15 protein-coding genes are annotated in these 19,645 nt (G+C 57.3%); 11 read left to right on the forward strand and 4 right to left on the reverse strand.

Going from position 1 to position 19,645, the window contains the following annotated elements; translation table 11 throughout:
* Positions 1 to 122: 122 nt before the first annotated feature.
* The 7 genes from AC07S4_RS28730 to AC07S4_RS28760 all read left to right on the forward strand — a co-directional run bounded on the left by AC07S4_RS28730 (position 123) and on the right by AC07S4_RS28760 (position 7,649).
* A complete protein-coding gene (locus AC07S4_RS28730; RefSeq protein ID WP_494989849.1) occupies positions 123 to 2,924 on the forward strand; it encodes a type VI secretion system Vgr family protein in 2,802 nt (933 codons plus the stop codon).
* A gap of 26 nt (positions 2,925 to 2,950) precedes the next feature.
* Positions 2,951 to 4,291 carry a hypothetical protein gene (locus AC07S4_RS28735; RefSeq protein WP_494989850.1) on the forward strand — a complete coding sequence of 447 codons (1,341 nt, stop codon included), beginning with the start codon at positions 2,951 to 2,953 and terminating at the stop codon, positions 4,289 to 4,291.
* Positions 4,288 to 5,040 carry a hypothetical protein gene (locus AC07S4_RS28740; RefSeq protein WP_494989851.1) on the forward strand — a complete coding sequence of 251 codons (753 nt, stop codon included), beginning with the start codon at positions 4,288 to 4,290 and terminating at the stop codon, positions 5,038 to 5,040. The genes AC07S4_RS28735 and AC07S4_RS28740 overlap by 4 nt, the downstream gene beginning before the upstream one ends.
* 94 nt (positions 5,041 to 5,134) lie before the next feature.
* On the forward strand, positions 5,135 to 6,736 hold the full coding sequence (locus AC07S4_RS28745) for a type VI lipase adapter Tla3 domain-containing protein (RefSeq protein ID WP_494989852.1): 1,602 nt from the start codon (positions 5,135 to 5,137) through the stop codon (positions 6,734 to 6,736).
* A 10-nt stretch (positions 6,737 to 6,746) separates the two neighbouring features.
* Positions 6,747 to 7,097, forward strand: coding sequence for a PAAR domain-containing protein (locus AC07S4_RS28750; protein WP_494989853.1), 351 nt, complete (start codon positions 6,747 to 6,749; stop codon positions 7,095 to 7,097).
* A gap of 10 nt (positions 7,098 to 7,107) precedes the next feature.
* Positions 7,108 to 7,356 carry a type II toxin-antitoxin system RelE/ParE family toxin gene (locus tag AC07S4_RS28755; RefSeq protein ID WP_494989854.1) on the forward strand — a complete coding sequence of 83 codons (249 nt, stop codon included), beginning with the start codon at positions 7,108 to 7,110 and terminating at the stop codon, positions 7,354 to 7,356.
* Complete coding sequence (locus tag AC07S4_RS28760; RefSeq protein WP_494989855.1) at positions 7,353 to 7,649, forward strand: addiction module antidote protein; 297 nt, start codon at positions 7,353 to 7,355, stop codon at positions 7,647 to 7,649. The genes AC07S4_RS28755 and AC07S4_RS28760 overlap by 4 nt, the downstream gene beginning before the upstream one ends.
* A gap of 601 nt (positions 7,650 to 8,250) precedes the next feature.
* On the opposite strand, the gene AC07S4_RS28765 is transcribed toward AC07S4_RS28760, so the two are convergent.
* The 4 genes from AC07S4_RS28765 to dnaA form a co-directional block, all read right to left on the reverse strand.
* A complete protein-coding gene (locus AC07S4_RS28765) occupies positions 8,251 to 11,391 on the reverse strand; it encodes a DUF3427 domain-containing protein (protein ID WP_494989856.1) in 3,141 nt (1,046 codons plus the stop codon).
* A gap of 107 nt (positions 11,392 to 11,498) precedes the next feature.
* Positions 11,499 to 14,000, reverse strand: a complete 2,502-nt coding sequence (gene gyrB / locus AC07S4_RS28770) for a DNA topoisomerase (ATP-hydrolyzing) subunit B (RefSeq protein WP_494989857.1) — start codon at positions 13,998 to 14,000, stop codon at positions 11,499 to 11,501.
* 90 nt (positions 14,001 to 14,090) lie between these two features.
* A complete protein-coding gene (dnaN, locus tag AC07S4_RS28775) occupies positions 14,091 to 15,197 on the reverse strand; it encodes a DNA polymerase III subunit beta (RefSeq protein WP_494989858.1) in 1,107 nt (368 codons plus the stop codon).
* A gap of 106 nt (positions 15,198 to 15,303) precedes the next feature.
* The gene (gene dnaA, locus AC07S4_RS28780; RefSeq protein ID WP_161075245.1) at positions 15,304 to 16,725 is read right to left on the reverse strand and encodes a chromosomal replication initiator protein DnaA; all 1,422 of its coding nucleotides are present in this window, start codon (positions 16,723 to 16,725) and stop codon (positions 15,304 to 15,306) included.
* A gap of 360 nt (positions 16,726 to 17,085) precedes the next feature.
* Here dnaA and rpmH point away from each other — a divergent pair, with 360 nt between their 5' ends.
* The 4 genes from rpmH to yidC are packed head-to-tail and all read left to right on the forward strand — an operon-like array spanning position 17,086 to position 19,620.
* The gene (gene rpmH / locus AC07S4_RS28785; protein ID WP_082551811.1) at positions 17,086 to 17,220 is read left to right on the forward strand and encodes a 50S ribosomal protein L34; all 135 of its coding nucleotides are present in this window, start codon (positions 17,086 to 17,088) and stop codon (positions 17,218 to 17,220) included.
* A 24-nt stretch (positions 17,221 to 17,244) separates the two neighbouring features.
* A complete protein-coding gene (gene rnpA / locus AC07S4_RS28790) occupies positions 17,245 to 17,655 on the forward strand; it encodes a ribonuclease P protein component (RefSeq protein ID WP_494989873.1) in 411 nt (136 codons plus the stop codon).
* A 10-nt stretch (positions 17,656 to 17,665) separates the two neighbouring features.
* Positions 17,666 to 17,914: a membrane protein insertion efficiency factor YidD gene (yidD, locus tag AC07S4_RS28795; protein WP_161075247.1), complete on the forward strand. Its 249-nt coding sequence runs from the start codon at positions 17,666 to 17,668 to the stop codon at positions 17,912 to 17,914.
* An 11-nt stretch (positions 17,915 to 17,925) separates the two neighbouring features.
* Positions 17,926 to 19,620 (forward strand): membrane protein insertase YidC, encoded by a 1,695-nt coding sequence (gene yidC, locus AC07S4_RS28800; protein WP_494989859.1) that lies wholly within the window; start codon positions 17,926 to 17,928, stop codon positions 19,618 to 19,620.
* The last annotated feature ends 25 nt before the right edge of the window (positions 19,621 to 19,645 follow it).

Genomic DNA, 19,645 nt, shown 5'->3' on the forward strand with positions numbered 1-19,645 from the left:
ATAAATTCAACACAGCCTATCACAAGCGCACACGCTTGCTTAGCCTTACGTTGCGCCCGCTCAAAGTAGCGTTGTCAAAGCAGTGCCATCATCGCCGAACCCCTAGCCCCCGAGGAGCCCCAGTGGAAAGCGATCTGCTCGACTTCCTGGTCCAGCCCAAGGACCTCACCACCACCAACCGCCCCCTGCGCCTGCGCCTGGACTGCTCCACCCAGCTCTCCGACGACATGCTGCTGCCGCAGCGCGTGTACGGCGCCGAAAGCATCTGCGGCGGACTCGAATACCGCATCCTGTGCGTCTCCGCGCGCGCCCAGCTCCCCCTCAAGGAATTCATCGGCCTGCCCGCCGCGCTGGACTTCGTCACTGACCGTGGGGGCCTGCGCAGCATCTGCGGCATCATCACCGAGATTGCCGCCGGCGACAGCGACGGCGGCCTGGCCAGCTACCAGCTGGTGCTGCGCGACGTGCTCTCCATCATGGACAAGCGCATCAACACCCGCATGTTCCGCAACAAGGACGAAGTGGAAATCGTCCAGCTGATCCTGGACGAATGGCGGCTGGGGAACCGCATCGTTGGCATCTGCTTCAAGCACGAACTGGCCGACTTCTTCGACACCATCAGCTACCCCAAGCGCGAATTCACCATGCAGCACAACGAGTCCGACGGCGCCTTCATCCGCCGCCTGCTCAAGCGGCGCGGCATCTCCTGGTACTTCCGCGCCGACCACGGCGAGCGCACCCTGTTCCACACCATGGTGCTGCTCAACCGCCCCGACAGCGTGCGCGAAAACGCCGCCGGCGCCGTGCGCTACCACCGCGACAGCCCCACCGAGGAACGCGACAGCATCACGTCCTGGAGCGCGGTGCGCACCCTGCAGCCGGGCAGCACCGCCACCCACAGCTGGAACTACCGCAATCCGCTCGGCGTGCACTTCATGAGCGTGGCCGCGCTGGGCGAGGCAGACCAGGGCAGCAGCGGCCGCTGGATGGCCGCCAGCATGGACGACTACCAGGTGCTGCCCCCGCACGCCGGCGACGACCATGAAGACCTGTTCAAACTCGGCCAGCTGCGCATGCAGCGCCACGACTACGAAACCAAGTGCTTCCACGCCGAAGGCAGCGTGCGCGACCTGTGCGTGGGCGAATACTTCACGCTCGAAGGCCACCCGGAGATCAGCAGCCACCTGGCGGCGGAGCGCGACTTCACCGTCACCGCGCTGCAAGTGACGGCGCAGAACAACCTGCCCAAAGCGCTGGCCGCGCGCGTGGAGCGCCTGTTCGCCCGCAACCGCTGGATGCGCAAGGACGGGGATGGCGCGCACGACGCGCAGCTGCAGCAGGAGTTGGCCGGGCACGTGGCCGAAAGCAGCTCGCGCATGCACATCCAGTTCACCGCCGTGCGGCGCGGCGTCCCCATCGTGCCCGCCTACGACCCGCGCACCGAGCTGCCCCAGCCGCAGATGCAAAGCGCCATCGTGGTCGGCCCGGAAGACGAGGAAGTGCACTGCGACGAAATGGGCCGCGTAAAGATCCGCTTCCCCGCCACGCGCGCGCAGGACCACGGCGACCGCGACTTGGCCGGCACCACCAACGACGAATACGATTCGGCCTGGGTACGCGTCGCCTCCAACTGGGCCGGCCCCGGCCCCGGCCACCAAAGCCAGTGCGGCACCCTGGGTCTGCCGCGCATCGGCAGCGAGGTGCTGGTGGCCTTCCTCGGCGGCGATCCAGACAAGCCAGTGATCGTAGGGCAGCTCTATAACCAGGAAGGCCTGCCGCCCGCGCTGAGCACGATGGACGGGCTGCCCGGCAACAAGCACCTGTCCGGCATCAAAAGCCGCGAAATCAAAGGCGGCCGCGCCAACCAGCTGCGGCTGGATGATACGACTGGGCAGATTAGCGCGCAGTTGGCTAGCGATCATGGACGCAGTGAACTCAACCTTGGCTACCTTACGCAGGCAAAGGAAGGTGGCTACGGCATTCCTCGGGGCGAAGGCGCTGAATTGAGCAGCGACGATCAAATCGCGCTACGTGCGGCAAAAGGAATGTTGTTGTCAACGTGGAAGCAGGTCAGAGGCGCCGAAAGACAGATGGCGCGAGAGCAGTTTTTGGGGCTCCTGACTGATTGCGCAGATCTGGCAAAGTCACTTGGAGAGTACGCCGAAAATCATCAAGGCAAGCCGATAGAAGAAAAGCCCCAAGAGGAACTCTTGCACGACTTTCGTACATGGGAAGCAGGGACCAATACGGAGCCCAAAGGCGGTGATGGCGGCGCACCAGCGATCGCGCTTACCGCACCTGCTGGTATCAGTTTCGTGACCCCCAAGGCTATCGTGAGCTATGCCGGTACAAGCCTGGACAGTGTTGCGCAGCAGCACATGCAAATGACCGCTGGGCAGCGGGCGAGCCTAAATGCAGGTCGAGGGATATCGTTTTTTGCGCGCAACGAAGGGATCCGCATCGTAGCTCATAAAGGGAGGTTGTTGCTGCAAAGTCAACACGACGAGACAGAAATAAACTCCGCCAAGGATGTCAAGTTCACTTCTGCCGACGGAAAAATTGTCGGGATGGCCCAAGAGATTGTCCTGATAGCCGAAGACGGTTCTTTCATCAAAATAGGCAATGGAATTACGTTGGGAACAAAAGGGACAATTACACATCATGGTGCAAGTTTTCCGTTTAAAGCAGCGGAAACCATGAAAAATTCCTTCCCTGTATTTTCTGAAGATGACGTCCCTTCAGGCCGGGAGCTAGAGATTGAAGTCGTCGACGCGGATGGACTTTCCCCGGATGGTGAAGAGCTGTCACTCCAATTTTCCACTCTCGCTCAAGTACGAAAAGGAGTGGTTGAAGGTGGGAAAGTAAAAATTTCTGACGCACCGAAGAGCAGCTTCGTCCTACGTCAGCCTAAGAGAAGACTTTAGAAGCGGATCTAAGGAGGAGATAGATAATGGCTAATACTTCATCAAAGTCATCAGAAAGCAGTACTCAAGTCGCATGCATAGACTTGCCTGGTGAGGCAGTTCAGTGCTGGGGCGGCAATGTCACAAAGCTAAAAATAATCCTGAGAAAACATCGCGATGTGGTTTTTGACATAAAAATTTTCAAAGGCGCGCAATACACCATCGTAGCGAAACGCGGAGAGCTTTACGATACACGATGCAAAAAAATAGTTACTGTGGGTACTCCTGTTTACTTCCGAGACGGGGAGCGGTTGCATTTGTGGATTGCGCGATCGTTTCAAGGAGACATTGAGCTTTCCGCGAACGGGAAAATTTTGGGGAATTACGATCCAAAGAAGATAGATTGTCCAATTGAGAGTTCGGACCCGCTACTAAAACCGTCTCCTCTATTCGTCGTCATGTACAACGAATTGCCAGGGCTAAGTACGAAAACGTGGAGCGTCATACAGGCAGATGGGACGTTTAAACAAAGTTTAACAAATGAATATCAAGGGACGGATGGATTGTTGGATATTGTCGAGATACCAGTAAGCGGGAACGACATTCCCAGAGAAATAGCGAATTTCTTTAAGGAAGGTGGAGAAAAGGAAGTACTCCCTTCAGATGGGGTGGCTACGCGTAACTGGATATTTAATGCCGTAGTCGCTCAGCTTGGCTATGTAAATGACAACAAAGTTTGGATTAAAGATCTTTGGGGAGAAAAATTTAGGCTTGTGACGGTTGATCATGGAACTGGCGGAAGAAAGATGTATGTCATATTGTCTGGCCTTACCCGGCGCAGGGTAGATATCACCGCCGCAAGATACGGAGTGGCAAACGCAAAAGTCTTAGCATTCTCATTCGGCGGTGGATCAGCCGCTGGATTGCGCCATGCCGCCTGGGGCGGAGTAAAAGGTAGTTTCCGAAACGCCGGGATGTTGGCAATTTTATTCACAGTGACTATCGATATCGCTGAGTGGATGAAAGACTATGAGCAATTCGATCCGAAAACAGGAAACAGAAGAAAAGATGTAGCAGATTTGTTCATTAAGGTCGGAGTGGACATTGCAAAAAATGTCTTAGTTTCGTTGTTATCAACTGTTGCGATGGCTGCTTTAATTGCTGGTGGCGTCGCCTCCATCGGATTCATAGTTGTTGGTACTGTTGTCGTGAGCATATCTATTGCGGCCCTTGTTGATTGGGTCGATAAGAAGAGCGGCGCTTCTGACCATGTGAGTGGGAAGTTGAAGAAAATTGTCGAAGAGCTAGGTCATAAAATGCCGGCTGATTACGGCGGATACGATAACTCAATTCAACAGGCTCTTGCTTATGGGGGGATGGGAGCATGATTATCCGAAGTGCCCCCATTCGCAATCTTGGGTATAGATGCGGTTTCAGTTGGTTGCTCGCCATTTGGTTTATCAATTTGATTGTATGGACGCAATGGTTATACGACGACGCCGACATTTCAAAACTGGAGTGGTTGTGGAAGTATCTCCCTGCGATCGCTGTTCCATTTTTCTTGTTTGGTTTTGCATTTCCGAAGATCGCGCGAGTTTGGCATTTTGCCGTTGTGTTTGGTATCGGCTTAGGGGTGCCGATGTTTTTGGTATCAATAACCCCCTTTGTCCTTGTACTCCAAAAAATTGACCAGTTCTCATTGAAAATATCTCTATCTATGGTATTTATTCTGGCATTGTTCTCCACTGCCATTCGCTCATTTCGTCGGGCTAAGGAGAAAGTCAGAGTATCGAGATACTTGGATAAACAATTGAAGAGAGACGGTGATTTTTACTATATCAGTCGAGATAAGTCCGGTGACTATTTTAAGATGCATCCAAAGGAAAGCGATCAGGTATTCGGAAGATTTTGGATTGGCCCGGTATGTTTTCTATCGTGTATGGCTTTTCCGCTGCAAAGGGTTCTTTTAAATGAATTTGGAGCAGTGTCGCTACTGGTGATAACGTTTTCTCTACTCATGCCTATTTCCTTTTGGGTGGTAAGGATGATGGCTATAAGCTTAGTCCTATGGATATTTTCAATCAGGGGGTTTGAGAAGGAAAAAAATAGCAAGATATTTTTGCTGGAAGACTGTTGAGTATGGATGTGAAGCTGATATTTTTTCAATGAGATGAATGTGGTGCAGTGTTTTGGAGGCGCTTTTGTCCTGAAAACTGATGCGTGGAGTCCACATGTCAAAAACGATGATGATCTTTTGGATCTGTTTGGGAGTGCTGATATTTTGCATCTACAAAATTTACGAGAACACACATTCAAAATCTTCTTTGACGCCAGCCAAACTGTCGGCGGTTGTGTCCCCGAAAGCGGCAGATGCGCCAGGAGTGAAGGAGTATGTCCTGGAAGTGATTGGTCTGGGGGTAACGCTGGACAAGTATCGCCAGAAAGCACTTTGGCAAGCTCTGGTGGACGGCAACGCCTACACGACGATACGGGAGATGGATCCGAAGAAGTATCCATGGTCGGGGGACGACAAGGACGGTCTTTCCGGGGGGCACGAAGCAGCAAGCCTCGAAAATGGCGCGTTTCAATCGCCGCATTTTTGGGGAACCCCAGTGTTCAATGCCGAGCCCTTGTGTCGTGCACCTGAATATACGGACCGCTCGGAATTGCCACAAGGCGGCATGGTTGGCAGTTCCAGTATGTCCGGCATGATTACGCACTTGTTTGTCATTGCTGATCGAGAGTTGACCGAGAGGCCGGATCGAATTGTAGGAAGGATATTTGAGTTTTTCGACAAAAACCCCGATGTGCCATACGTCGTTCTCACTTCTGAAGACAGTACGTCCACCCGAATCATGTATTCGGAATTGCGCACCGATAGGATTCGCAAGGACGAATACTCAGTCCCCGAAATGCCGGACGCATCTGCATTGTTTGTCTTAGCTAGGCGCGAGCGCGTCGATTCAATGCGGCCCTTTGTTTTCGAAGATGTTAGTGATGGAAAGAGCGTGGATTTTCAAAACCAGCATGGTATTGCAAGGCGCTTGTATCTCACTTATTTAGCCTTGCAGAACTCAGTTCCGCAGCCGTCAGGTAGCATCGGCCGCCAGCCCACCAGCACAGAATGGCTCGCCGAGGCAGCAAAATTCGCCGCCCGTCCTGAAATCCGTGGGACCGGCACTATCAGCTTCCTGGACGCCACTTCCTTGTGGAAGCACCATCCGCCGCGCGACTGGAAGCCCACTCCCTGGTTCCCCGTCCCATGGAATACTGACCAGCTTGAACGCTTTGATGCGCTGCCGAGCCTCGGCTTCATTCACCGCCCCGTCTTCGTCAAGATGACCGATAACGAAGGCAAGGCAATCAAGCACCAGGCCGACCGTGAAGCCGCCTTGCACGCCGGCTGGCAGGAAGCATTGCAGACCTTGCCGCAAGCAGAGCGCGCCGCCGGACCTGCGCGCGTGATCGTCGCCACCGCCAACAACCAGAAGCAACTGATCACCTTCCACGGCCTGCTCCGCCAGATCGAAGCCGACGGCGGTCCCGAGATCGACCCATCCAAATCCAACCAGTTCATCGACACCGACCGCCGACTCGGCAACACCGGTGCCGCGACGTTCTTCATGCAGATGGCAATCGGCGTGATCGGCAGCTACCAGGAGGGCGGCGTCAGCGCCGCTTTCAACCTGCGCGACCCGAACGAAGCCAGCATCATCCTCGTGACTCCGCCGTCCGAAGAAAAACGCAAATCGCAATACCACTCAATAGGCACCAGAATCCTGGAAAACACGACCCTGCCCCAGATCGATCCGAAAAACTACGAGCGTCCATAAGGAAAGAACCATGCGCAAAGTCATCTGCGTGGGCGACTCCACCTCGCACGGCGGCAAAGTCATCAGCAGTGGCGCGCCGCATTTCACAGTCGACGGCAAGCCCGTCGCCATCTTGGGTGACAAATGCACTTGCCCGGTTGTTGGCCACGGCGGTGTCTGCACCATCATCGCTGGCGATTCCGAGCACACAATAGGCGGCGTTGCCGTGGCATATGAAGGCTACAAAACCAGCTGCGGCGCAACGCTCATGGCGAGCGGCGACATGCTCCACAAGGGCCAATCCAGCGCCGCTGCACGATCCACGCATGCTGCTAAAATGAAGGCGCATGATGCTACGCTTGCTAACGACTTCCGTCTTTGACGACTGGCTGTTGAACCTGAAGGACAAGGCGGCTGCCAGTTCCATCCAGGTACGCATTGCGCGGGCGCGTAACGGAAGCTTTGGAGTGGGTGGTGGCGCCTCCGAAATGCAGGTTCACCTTGGCCCCGGCTACAGAATCTACTTTGCAAGGTATGGCAAGGAGATCGTGATCCTGTTGGCGGGCGGTGACAAGTCTTCTCAGCGTGACGACATCAAGCGAGCACGGCAACTATTGCGCGATATACGAGGCATAGAATGACAATCCAGCTGACGGAATGGGACGGCTCAAGATATTTGCAGACGCGCGAGGACGTGGGCTTATACCTGACAGCATGTTTTACTGAGGGCGGCAGTGACCCCGCTTTGCTTGCCCAGGCGTTGGACGATATCGCCCGCTCCACTGGCTTGGCGCAACTCGCACTGGAAAGCGGGCTCGATGCTCATGAATTGGCGCAATCGCTTTCTCCAGGGGGGCGTCCCAGTTTTGATGCAGTCCTGAAATTGGTCAGCATGCTTGGACTTCAGTTCAGAATCGAACCGTGCGCGGCATAGATGGCGTATCTACTTCTCGAGGTTTGCTAGGAGTTGGTCAGCGTGATCGAGTGCGACACCGACATGCTCAGTATATTCCCACCGCAAGTCAGGGTCACATTCAGATGTCATACGGCGCTCCAGCACTAACAGGTCGCGTAGCTGTTTAAGCGCAACCTTCATGGGATAGAAGGAATTGACTGCTTGCAAGATCAAGGCTGCGTTCCCGCGATCATGAGGGTGCGCCAGGACTGCGTTCTCCTTCCAAACTGCACTGGGTATCTGGGCAATCACGAACCCCCTCGAATCAACGATGAGGGTAGTCTTACCGTGGTCGGCTTGGCACGGTTGGATTTGGAAAGGTAAAGACGAGTGCGGGAGTCCGGCGTCTGGTTGCATGCGATTTCTCCACAGTTGATCCTAGCTGCGCCTGCAATAGGAGATCCACGATGAGCAGCATGTTCGGTAGTCGATCGGATTTATTTTAGAAGCGACGGTGAAAGAATAGTTCCACTTCTGGAAAGGTTTCGAGTAGGTCCGCAGCAATGCCGAAGTCGTTCTCGCTCAACTGCCTGACGCCTTTGTGCATTTCAAATCAGTGTAGCGATCGCGACTTCGCCGCTTATCCTCCTTTCAGTACACTAAATTTGCGGAATACTTCCATCGGCATTGGCGTCGACAGTTTCCATTCGATCGAGATCGGTCGGTCGCCTTCGTGGCTGGCTAACGTGACTGGGCCCAATGCGACGAAAGCATGTTCAGCGTCTTCACGCACGAACAGTTGAAAGGTCCATCCGTTGGCTGGGCTTTGCAGATACCGTTGCCCAGTCGCGTTCCGTGCGCTTGCCATGTTCTGCGATTGCCAATGGAATCGATCTGGACTGATGGCATAGTCATGGTACTGGACGCGATCATGAAATCCTTCGCGCTTGTCTAATGTCACGAACAGTAGTTCGATTTTTTCATTGGTCAAGGGCAAGCAGCCTTCGCGAAACTGTGGCCTTGCCACGGCCGTTAGATGACCTGCAGCAGTCTGAATTTCGCGTCGTTCATATCGTGCATGTAAGGTGAGTGGCCAGCTTGATGGCACGCCAGGTAAATGCCGCCCTTCAACAAGTGACTCGTCCTGCAGCCAACTTACAATCTCAACCAGCTCTTGTTTTAGGGCAGGGTGCTCGTTCACTAAAGAAACGAAAGCTTGTGGGTCAAGAAGCTCCTTGTCGTTATGTAGCATTTGATACGCAAGCATCTGCACTCGTTGCGTATCAATCTCGCCGGTTGATAGCACGGTGGTCCAGGCCTCTAGAGCGGCCGGATCGTTGACATGCAATATCGATCCCATGCGTCGAATCAACTCGTCTTCGCGTGGACCTGGCGCAGGAAGTGATAGGTTGATGTCGCGCTTATAGCTGGTCCACGAGCGATTATTTTTGTAGATGTCTGAAATCTCCAGCTCGTTGTCGCGTAAGAACGAGCTCAAGGTCAGCGCTTGATTGCCACGCTGTGCCGCCCAAGCTGCTAGCTCTTGCCGTAGACGTACCGCATTCAACTGCAAGGCATTGCGTATATTCGTTAATATACGCTCGCGTGACACGCGGTCGAGCTGCAAATGGCATCCTGTTGGTAAAGATCCAAAACCATTCTCTAGCGAGCTCTTGAGTTGGGCGCGCGTCTGGCCAGTGATCGCGCGAAGCAGCGTATCGAAACGAAATTCCGCGCTATGTATTCCGACAAAATCCAATACCAAGCAGCTTTCTTTTCCGTCAGCTAGACGGAGCCCACGGCCAATCTGCTGTTGGAACACAACCGGGCTTTGTGTTGGCCTTAGCAAAAGCAGCGTGTTGATTTCTGGGATGTCTACGCCCTCGTTAAAGAGGTCACAAGTGCAGATCAGCTTGAGCTTACCGGAACGGAGGTCGCCGATGGCCAGGTCTCGTTGCTGGCTTGAGTTTGCGCCGGTCAAGCTGCAGGATGGTAGACCAGCTTTTTCAAAGCATGCGGCCATGAACTGCGCATGTGCCACGCTTACGCAGAACACGACACCCTTAAGCTTGCCGAGGTCTGACACATACTGCTGCAAGGTGTTCATCACCAGACGGCTGCGAACCGTATTGCTCGAAATGACGGCATCAAGCTGGCCTAACTCTTCAGGCCGATTCCATTTGATCTTGCTTAGGTCTGTGTCATCGGCCGTAGCGTAGTACTCGAATGGCGCTAGTAGTTGCTGATCGAGTGCATCCCACAAGCGTAGCGAAACTGCGGGGGTGCCATCAGGACGAGGATCGAAATAGGCGTTTAAGCTTTTGCCGTCCGAGCGCTCTGGCGTGGCAGTCAGACCCAACAGAATGGTAGGCTTTACAGATTTGGCGAACTGATCAAAGGTCGCTGCCGGCAGATGGTGGGCTTCGTCGACGATCACTACTCGCCAGTAGTCGGCCCCCATTCGCTGAACTAGTCCGCGACTGTGAACCGTGGCGATGGTTGCGAACAGATGCTCATGTTGAGATGGCTGATTCTCTCCATCAAGCAGTTCACCAAAGCTCGGCGAGCGCAGTACCTGTCGGAACGTTGCCAGTGCCTGCTTAAGAATCTGAATTCGATGCGCAATGAACAGCAGCTTAGGTGGACTGCCTTCCTTGCGTACCAAGCGCTCATAGTCAAAGGCCGCCACTACGGTCTTTCCCGTGCCCGTAGCTGCGACCACTAAGTTACGCATCCGTCCGTGGTGACGTTCTGCCGCCAGTCGTTCGAGCATCTCCACTTGATATGGCTTGGGACGCAGATCGAACCAAGTATGGAGCACAATGTGTTCCGAAGCAGTGTCCTTGTGGCCTGGTTGCTTGCGTTGTTCGCTCAGCGCTTGTTTCAACGCCGCTTGCTGAGCCGCATCGTGCGGATCATATGGCTGAAATTCGCCGTCATTCCATAGCGTTTCAAAGTTCGCACACGCTGTTTGATAGAGGTCGTTGTCGTTCGCTTCAGTGAATTTGACGGTCCATTCGATACCGCCTATCAGGGCCGCTTCCGATAAATTCGCGCTGCCTACATACGCCGTGCCAAATCCTGTTTTCCGATGAAACAACCAGGCTTTGGCGTGCAGACGGTTTCGGCGTCCGTCTAGAGAAATGCGTAGCTGTGCTCCAGGCAGCAATGCAAGCTCTTCTACTGCACGAGCTTCTGTGGCACCAATATAGGTGGTCGTCAATATACGCAGTCTGGTGCGGGGGATTCCATTTGCATCCAGTGCGGTCGCTGCTTTAAGGATGTCTAGCAGCTTGCGGACACCGCTCCAGGTAATGAAGCTAACGACAATGTCAACGCTATCTGTACTAGAAAGTTCTGCTCTCAGCTCATTTAGCAGCGAGGGATCGTTGCGTGCAGCGGTAAATATAGATGGCCGACGTAAGCCTGTTTGTGGCTGTACTGGGGCTGAATTCGGAGCATGTACTGAACTAAGCATGCGCAGCGGGGACGAAGTGGGTACATCGTCTTCCCCCTTATCATTCCGAGCGGTGCGCAGCAAATTCCCAATAAGCTTAAGTTCGGCATGCTCTTGCTCGTGCTTGCTCCCATCCTTCTCCGAAATTGTATCCAATATTTCGGACAGACGAGCGGTTAGCTCATCTAATAAATGCTCACGTCGCTCCGCCTTGGAAGGGATTCTAGTTTGCGCGCAATTCGCGGACTCCATCTCGGAAAGCTCGGCAAGTTCATCGTTACGAATCAGACGTTCATAAAGACCGAGAGGGAGGGTATTGGACATTAGCTGCCTGAGGTTGGTGTTTGATAACATTGTAATCCGGCAATCGCCGTTACAATGAAAAATGGCCTGAATAATCAGGCCATTTTTTCCACTCAGGCTAAAAGACTTTAAACGTCGATATTGCCCGCGCGCAGCGCATTCGTTTCAATGAACGCACGGCGTGGCTCCACATCATCCCCCATCAGCGTTGTGAAGATCTGATCGGCCGCGATGGCGTCTTCAATCTGCACCTTCAACAAGCGGCGCACCGTCGGATCCATCGTGGTCTCCCACAGCTGGCTTGGATTCATCTCACCCAGACCTTTGTAGCGCTGCTTGGATACCACGCGTTCCGCTTCATCACGCAGCCACTGCATCGCGTGGTGGAAGTCGACCACGGCGGAGTCCTTGGTGCGCTCGCCTTCGCCGCGGCGGATGACTGCGCCTTCGCCGATCAGGCCTTCGAACGTGGCGGCCGCATTGGCCAGCGTGGCGTAGTCCGCGCTCTGCACGAAGTCCGCGTCGATTGCGCACACCTTCACGTTACCGTGGTGCATACGCTCGATCCACAGCGCATGCTTCTCGCTCAGCTCGTCCGAACGCACGGTCACGGTCACGGCCGGGTCGTTGATGCGGTCGGCCATGGCCTTGGCCGAGGCTTCGGCCTGCTCCAGGGTTTCCATGTTCAGCGTTACGCCGGTCATGATGGCGGTCAGCGCGGCGCGGTCGATCACGCGCGTCAAACGCATCATGATGGCGTTGGCGGTGTTGTACTGGCGCGCCAGTTCGGCCAGCGGCTCGCCCTGGATCACGTCGGCGCCTTCGCGCGGGGTCAGGGCGGCGGTGTTCAGCGCTACGGTCATCATGTAGCTGGCTTCTTCCACGTCGTCCTTCAGGTAGCGCTCGTCGCGGCCGGCCTTCACCTTGTACAGCGGCGGCTGGGCGATGTAGATGTGGCCGCGTTCCACCAACTGCGGCATCTGGCGGTAGAACAGGGTCAGCAGCAGGGTGCGGATGTGGGCGCCGTCGACGTCCGCGTCGGTCATGATGATGATGCGGTGGTAGCGCAGCTTGTCGGCGTTGAACTCGTCCGGGCCGATGGAGGTGCCCAGCGTGGCGATCAGCGTGGTGATCTGCTCGGACGACAGCATCTTCTCGAAGCGCGCCTTTTCCACGTTCAGCACTTTACCGCGCAGTGGCAGGATGGCCTGGAACTTGCGGTCGCGGCCCTGCTTGGCGGAGCCGCCTGCGGAGTCACCCTCGACGATGTACAGTTCGCACAGCGCCGGGTCTTTTTCCTGGCAGTCGGCCAGCTTGGCCGACAGGCCCAGGCCGTCCATCACGCCTTTGCGGCGGGTCAGGTCGCGTGCCTTGCGGGCCGCTTCACGCGCGCGCGCCGCTTCCACGATCTTGCCGCAGATGATCTTGGCGTCGTTCGGCTTTTCCATCAGGAAGTCGGTCAGCGTCTTGGCGACGATTTCCTCTACCGGGCCGCGCACTTCGGACGACACCAGCTTGTCCTTGGTCTGCGACGAGAACTTCGGCTCCGGCACTTTTACGGACAGCACGCAGGTCAGGCCTTCGCGCATGTCGTCGCCGGAGATTTCCACTTTCGCCTTCTTGGCGAATTCGTGCTCGTCGATGTATTTGTTGATCACGCGCGTCATCGCGGCGCGCAGGCCGGTCAGGTGGGTGCCGCCGTCGCGCTGCGGAATGTTATTGGTGAAGCACAATACCTGTTCATTGTAGGCATCGTTCCATTGCATGGATACGTCCACCGAAATGGTGGTGTTCTGGTCCGACTGGCGCTCGCCGGTGGCCTGGAAAATGGTCGGGTGCAGCGTGGTCTTGGCCTTGTTGATGTATTCCACAAAGCCGCGCGTGCCGCCCTCGAAGGCGAACACGTCTTCCTTGCCGGTGCGCTGGTCGGTCAGCTTGATGTTCACGCCGTTGTTCAGGAAGGACAGTTCGCGGATGCGCTTGGCCAGGATCTCGTAGTGGAATTCCACGTGGTTGAAGATCTCTTCGTCGGCCCAGAAGTGCACATCGGTGCCGCGCTTGTCGGTCTCGCCGATCACCTTGATCGGGGACACGGCGAAGCCGTCCTTGGTGTCGATTTCGCGGTTCTGCGGCACGCCGCGCACGAATTCCATGTAGTGCACTTTGCCGTCGCGGCGGATGGTCAGCTTGAGCAGCTTGGACAGCGCGTTCACGCAGGACACGCCCACGCCGTGCAGGCCGCCGGACACCTTGTACGAGTTCTGGTCGAACTTGCCGCCGGCGTGCAGCTCGGTCATGACGATTTCAGCGGCCGAGCGTTTCGGGTCGTGCTTGTCGTCCATCTTCAGGCCGGTCGGCACGCCGCGGCCGTTGTCGGTGATGGAGATCGAGTTGTCGGAGTGGATGGTGACGTGGATCTCGGTGCAGTGGCCGGCCAGCGATTCGTCGATGGAGTTGTCCAGCACTTCGAACACCAGGTGGTGCAGGCCGGTGCCGTCCGAGGTGTCGCCAATATACATGCCGGGACGCTTGCGCACGGCTTCGAGGCCTTCCAGGATCTGAATGGACGCGGCGCCGTATTCTTCCACCTTGGCGGCCGGGATCGGTTGTTCGTTTTGGCTCTCGGACATGGACTGCTTTCTCTGTAATCTTGTTGACTCGGTGCTGCGGTTGGCGGGTGACGCACGTCGTGCTCGCCCGCCCTACGTAATGCGTGCCGCTTAAATGCGCATCGGCATCACAACGTATTTGAAGTCGGCGTTGTCAGGGATGGAGATCAGCGCGGACGAGTTGGAGTCGCCCAGCGCGATGTTGATCTGGTCGCACTTCAGGTTGTTCAGCACGTCCAGCAGGTAGGTCACGTTGAAGCCGATGTCCACGCTCACGCCGCCGTAGTCGATCTCCAGTTCCTCGACCGCTTCTTCCTGGTCGGCATTGGTGGAGCTGATCTTCAGGCTGCCCGGGGTGATGATGCAGCGCACGCCCTTGAACTTGTCGCTGGTCATGATGGCGGCGCGCTGCAGCGAGCGCAGCAGCTCGTCGCGGCCGATGGTGAAGTCGTTGCTGTAGCCCTTGGGGATCACGCGCGTGTAGTCGGGGAACTTGCCTTCCACCAGCTTCGAGATCAGCTCGATGTCGGCAAAGGTCAGTTTCACCTGGTTGGCGGCGATGTCCAGTTTGACCGGCTCGTCGTTTTCTTCCAGCAGGCGCTGCAGTTCGATGATGGTCTTGCGCGGAATAATCACTTCCTGGCGCTCGAAGGCCTGCTCGGTTTCCACCTGGCAGAAGGCCAGGCGGTGGCCGTCGGTGGCCACGGCGATCACGTTCTTACCGTCCAGCACCAGCAGCAGGCCGTTCAGGTAGTAGCGGATGTCCTGCTGCGCCATCGAGAAGTGCACCATGTTGAACAGGTGCTTCAGCGTTTTTTGCGGCAGCGTGAAGGAGGCGTTGTAGCTTTCCGCTTCCTGCACGGTCGGGAATTCCTCGGCGGCCAGGGTTTGCAGCGCGAAGCGCGACTTGCCGGTTTGCACCGTCAGGCGCTTGTTCAGCAGCGTCATGGTCACGTCGCCGGACTCGGGCAGGGCGCGCAGGATGTCGAGCAGCTTGCGCGCGGCCACGGTGGTGCCGGTCACGTCGCTGCCGGAACCGATGGCGGCGTTGGTCGTGATCTGCACTTCGGTGTCGGTAGACAGGAACGAGACGCTTTCGCCGTCCTTGCGGATGAGGATATTGGCCAGAATCGGCATGGTGTGCCGACGCTCGACAATACCGCTCACGATCTGCAGTGGCCGGAGTAGCGTATCTCGGGTGGTTTTGACCAATTGCATATTTATCCTCAATATCAAAAATTAACGATACAAACTTGTTGCTGGGCTTGCCAAATGATAATGGCAAACCCACGGTTTTCAAACCGGGGACCGGCCCCGATTTGTATCAACCTTTCAGGGTCTGCTCCAGCACGTGCAGCTCGTGGTTGCACTCCGGATTCTTGGTGCGGTCCAGCGCGATCTTGCGCACCGCGTGCAGCACGGTCGTGTGGTCGCGGCCGCCGAACAGCTCGCCGATCTCGGGCAGGCTCTTCTGCGTCAATTCCTTGGCCAAATACATGGCGATCTGGCGCGGACGGGCGATATTCGCCGGGCGGCGCTTGGAATACATGTCCGCCACCTTGATGTTGAAGAAGTCCGCCACCGTCTTCTGGATGTTTTCCACCGAAATCTGGCGGTTCTGCACCGACAGCAAGTCCTTCAGCGCTTCCTTCACGATGTCGATCGTGATGTCCTTGCCGTGGAAGCGCGAGTACGCCAGGATCTTGCGCAGCGCGCCTTCCAGCTCGCGCACGTTGGAGCGCAGGTGCTTGGCCACGAAGAAGGCCACGTCGTCCGAGAAGGTCACGCCTTCCTGCTTGGCTTTCTTCAGCAGAATCGCCACCCGCATTTCCAGCTCGGGCGGCTCAATCGCCACCGTCAGGCCGGAGTCGAAGCGCGAGATCAGGCGGTCGTCCATGCCGGTAATCTCTTTCGGATAGGTGTCCGACGTGATGATGATCTGCTTCTTGGCCGCGATCAGCGCTTCAAACGCGTAGAAGAATTCCTCTTGGGTACGGCTCTTGCCGCCAAAGAACTGAATATCGTCGATCAGCAGCATGTCCAGCGAGTGGTAGTAATGCTTGAAGTCGTCGAAACCCTTGCGCTGGTAAGCGGTCACTACGTCGCGAACGTACTGTTCCGCGTGGATGTAGCGGATGCGCGCGCCCGGCTGGTCGGCCATCACCTGGTTGCCGATGGCGTGGATCAGGTGGGTCTTGCCCAGGCCCACGCCGCCGTAGAAGAACAGCGGGTTGTAGGACACGCCCGGGTTGTTGGCCACCTGGATGGCGGCGGCGCGCGCCAGCTGGTTGGCCTTACCGGTGACGAAACTGTCGAAGGTCAGGTCGGTGTTGACGCGGCTCTGCTCGCGGCGCGGCGAATTGCCGATGTTGTACTCGGGCGAGCCCGGGCTGGCGGCGGCCTGGTCGCTGGCGCGCTGGGCGCTCATGTCCGGCACCGACGGCGCGCTGCTGTGGATAATGCCGGCGTTCGACACCGGCGCGGCCGGTTTGCGCGCCGCATTCAGGCGCGGGTCCAGCACAAACTGCACTTCGGTCGGCGCTTCCCAATACTGGCAGGCGAGCGCGGTGATGCGGCTGGCGAACTGGGACTTCACCCAATCGAGCTTGAAGCGGTTGGGCGCAGCAACGCGCAGCTTGCCATCCTCGTAGTCGAGGGGCACCAGCGGTTTAATCCATGCACTGAATTGTTGCGGCGTCAGCTCCAGCTCCAGTTGAGCGGAACAGGTCTGCCAGAAATTTTCCATTAATCGTCTATCTGTAAGGGTGCGCAAGGGCGCTGATGCGCTGCGCGTAACACGCTATTCTAACCCCGAAGTCCCAAGTTATCCACAGGCATGACGCGAATTTTTGCATGCGGGCGGACGCCGGCGGCGGCAAAAGGCTGAGCCGGAGGTTGACAAGCAGGGGTGAAATGCTGATAATTCAGGGTTCCCCGCCCGTATGCCGTGTTTAAACCACAATATGGAGTAAGCGTGGATTGAAGCGGGCGATGAGATGGACCCAGCTGTGCCGGACGGCATAGGTGCGCGAAATGTCATTGGCACCAATAAAGACGGGACGTTTTTCCCGATTTTGTATTTTTTTGCTTTTTCAGCGAGACCAACATGAAACGTACTTACCAACCTTCCGTTGTACGCCGTAAGCGTACCCACGGCTTCCGCGCACGTATGGCTACCCGTGGTGGCCGCGCAGTTCTGAATGCACGCCGCGGCAAAGGCCGCAAGCGTCTGGCTGTATAAGCCATCCGCTTGTTAGCTGATCGCGTGGAAAGCTGTCCTTCAAACGGCTCGACAGGCGAAGGTTCACACGACTTCGCACGCGCTCGGCGCATCGTTAAAACGGATGAATTTTCATCCGTTTTTCGTTTGCGCCCTGCACAAAAGAGTGCGCACTTCGTGCTGTACACCCGACCCAATGACCTGCCGCATGCGCGGCTGGGCGTCGTGGTGGCCAAGCGTTTTGCGCCGCGCGCCGTCACGCGCAACACCATCAAACGCGTCACCCGCGAGCTGTTCCGCGTGACCGGCCTGCCTGCTATCGACTGCGTGGTGCGCTTGTCGCGCGCGGTCAACAGCAAGGACGGCCCGGCCACCACGGCCCAGCTCAAGGCGGAACTGCGCCAGGAGCTTACGCGCCTGTTCGCATCGCAGAACAAGGCCCGGCCCGCCAAATGAGCACGCTGCCATGAGCAAACTGCTGACCCTGCTGCTGCGCTTTTACCAGCTGGCCATCAGTCCCATGCTGGGGCCGCGTTGCCGTTTCTATCCCAGCTGCTCGAATTACGCCCTGGAAGCGCTCCGCGTCCACGGCGCCGCGCGCGGCAGCTGGCTGGCGGCGCGCCGCGTTTGCCGCTGCCATCCCTGGAATGCGGGCGGGCTTGATCCCGTCCCAGCCAAGAATTCCTCGACCGCTTGCGGTTGCAACCACACCTGATAAATACCGTAATGGATATCAATAAACGTACCATTTTGTGGATCGTGTTCGCCGTCTCGCTGGTCATCCTGTGGAATAACTGGATGGTCTCGACCGGCAAGCCGTCGATGTTCGCGCCGGCGCCGCCGGCCGCCTCGGCCGCCGCCACCGCCAAGTCGGGCGTGCCCGCCTCGGCCACCGCCCTGGCCGCCGCCACCGCCGCAGCCCAGCCGGGCACGCCCGGCGCCGCGGACGCTGCGCCGTTCAAGCGCGAAATCATCACCATCACCACCGACGTGGTGAAAGCCGACATCGACACCCTGGGCGGCGAACTGGTGCGCCTGGAGCTGCTCAAGCACCACGACAAGATCGACGCCAAGAAGAACCAGGTGCTGTTCCAGAAGGGTGACAAGAACACCTATCTGGCGCAGACCGGCCTGGTGGGCGCGGCCAGCCTGCCCAACCACACCACCGGCTTCACCGCCAAGCCGGGCGTGCGCGCCTTGGCCGACGGCAACCAGGTGCAACTGGTGCTGGAAGCGGAGCAAGGCGGCGTCAAGCTGGTGAAGACCTTCACCTTCAAGCGCGGCGACTATACCGTCGACGTGCGCCACGACGTGACCAACACCGGCGCCGCGCCGATTGCGCCTGAGCTGTATCTGCAGCTGGTGCATGACGGCAACAAGCCGGAAGGCGACACCTGGTTCAACAGCAGCTTCACCGGCCCCACCATGTACACCCCGGCCGACAAGTACAAGAAGCTGACCTTCGAAGGCATCGAGAAGCACGACGCCAAGAAAAAGGAAAACCCGTCCGTGAAACTGGACGCCGGCCACGCCGAGACAGCCGACAGCGGCTGGGTAGCCATTTCGCAGCACTTCTTCGTGTCCGCCTTCGTGCCGCAGGACAAGCTGACGCGCGAAATCTTCACCAAGAAGCTGGCGCCGAACACCTACGCCATCGGCGTGACACAGCCGCTGGGCACGCTGGCGCCGGGCGCCACCATCTCCAACAGCGCCAAGCTGTACTCCGGTCCGCAGGACGAGAAGGCGCTGGAAAAAGTCGCACTCGGCCTGGACCTGGTGAAGGACTACGGCATGCTGACCATCCTGGCCAAGCCTATGTACTGGGTGATGGAACAGCTGTTCGCCCTGCTGCACAACTGGGGCTGGACCATCATCGTCTTCACCATCCTGATCAAGCTGCTGTTCTTCCCGCTGTCGGCCGCCGGCTACCGCAGCATGGCGCGCATGAAGGTGGTCACGCCTAAAATGACCGCCATCCGCGAGCGCCACAAAGGCGATCCGCAGAAGATGAACCAGGCCATGATGGAGCTGTACAAGACCGAAAAGATCAACCCGCTGGGCGGCTGCCTGCCCATCCTGGTGCAGATGCCGGTCTTCATCGCCCTGTACTGGGTGCTGAACGCCTCGGTGGAAATGCGCGGCGCGCCGTGGGTGGGCTGGATTACCGACCTGACCCAGCCGGACCCATGGTTCATCCTGCCGGTGCTGTACGCGATCTCCATGTACATCACCACCAAGCTGAACCCGGCTCCAGCCGATCCTATGCAAGCGAAAATGATGCTGTTCATGCCGCTGGCCTTCTCGGTGATGTTCTTCTTCTTCCCGTCCGGCCTGGTGCTGTACTGGGTGGTGAACAACGTGCTGTCGATTTGCCAACAGTACCTGATCACCAAAAAATTCGCGCCTGCCGAAGCAAAATAAGGCCAGGCTAGCAAGCTGTACCAAA

The organism is Pseudoduganella sp. GW821-FHT05F09 (assembly GCF_059419605.1).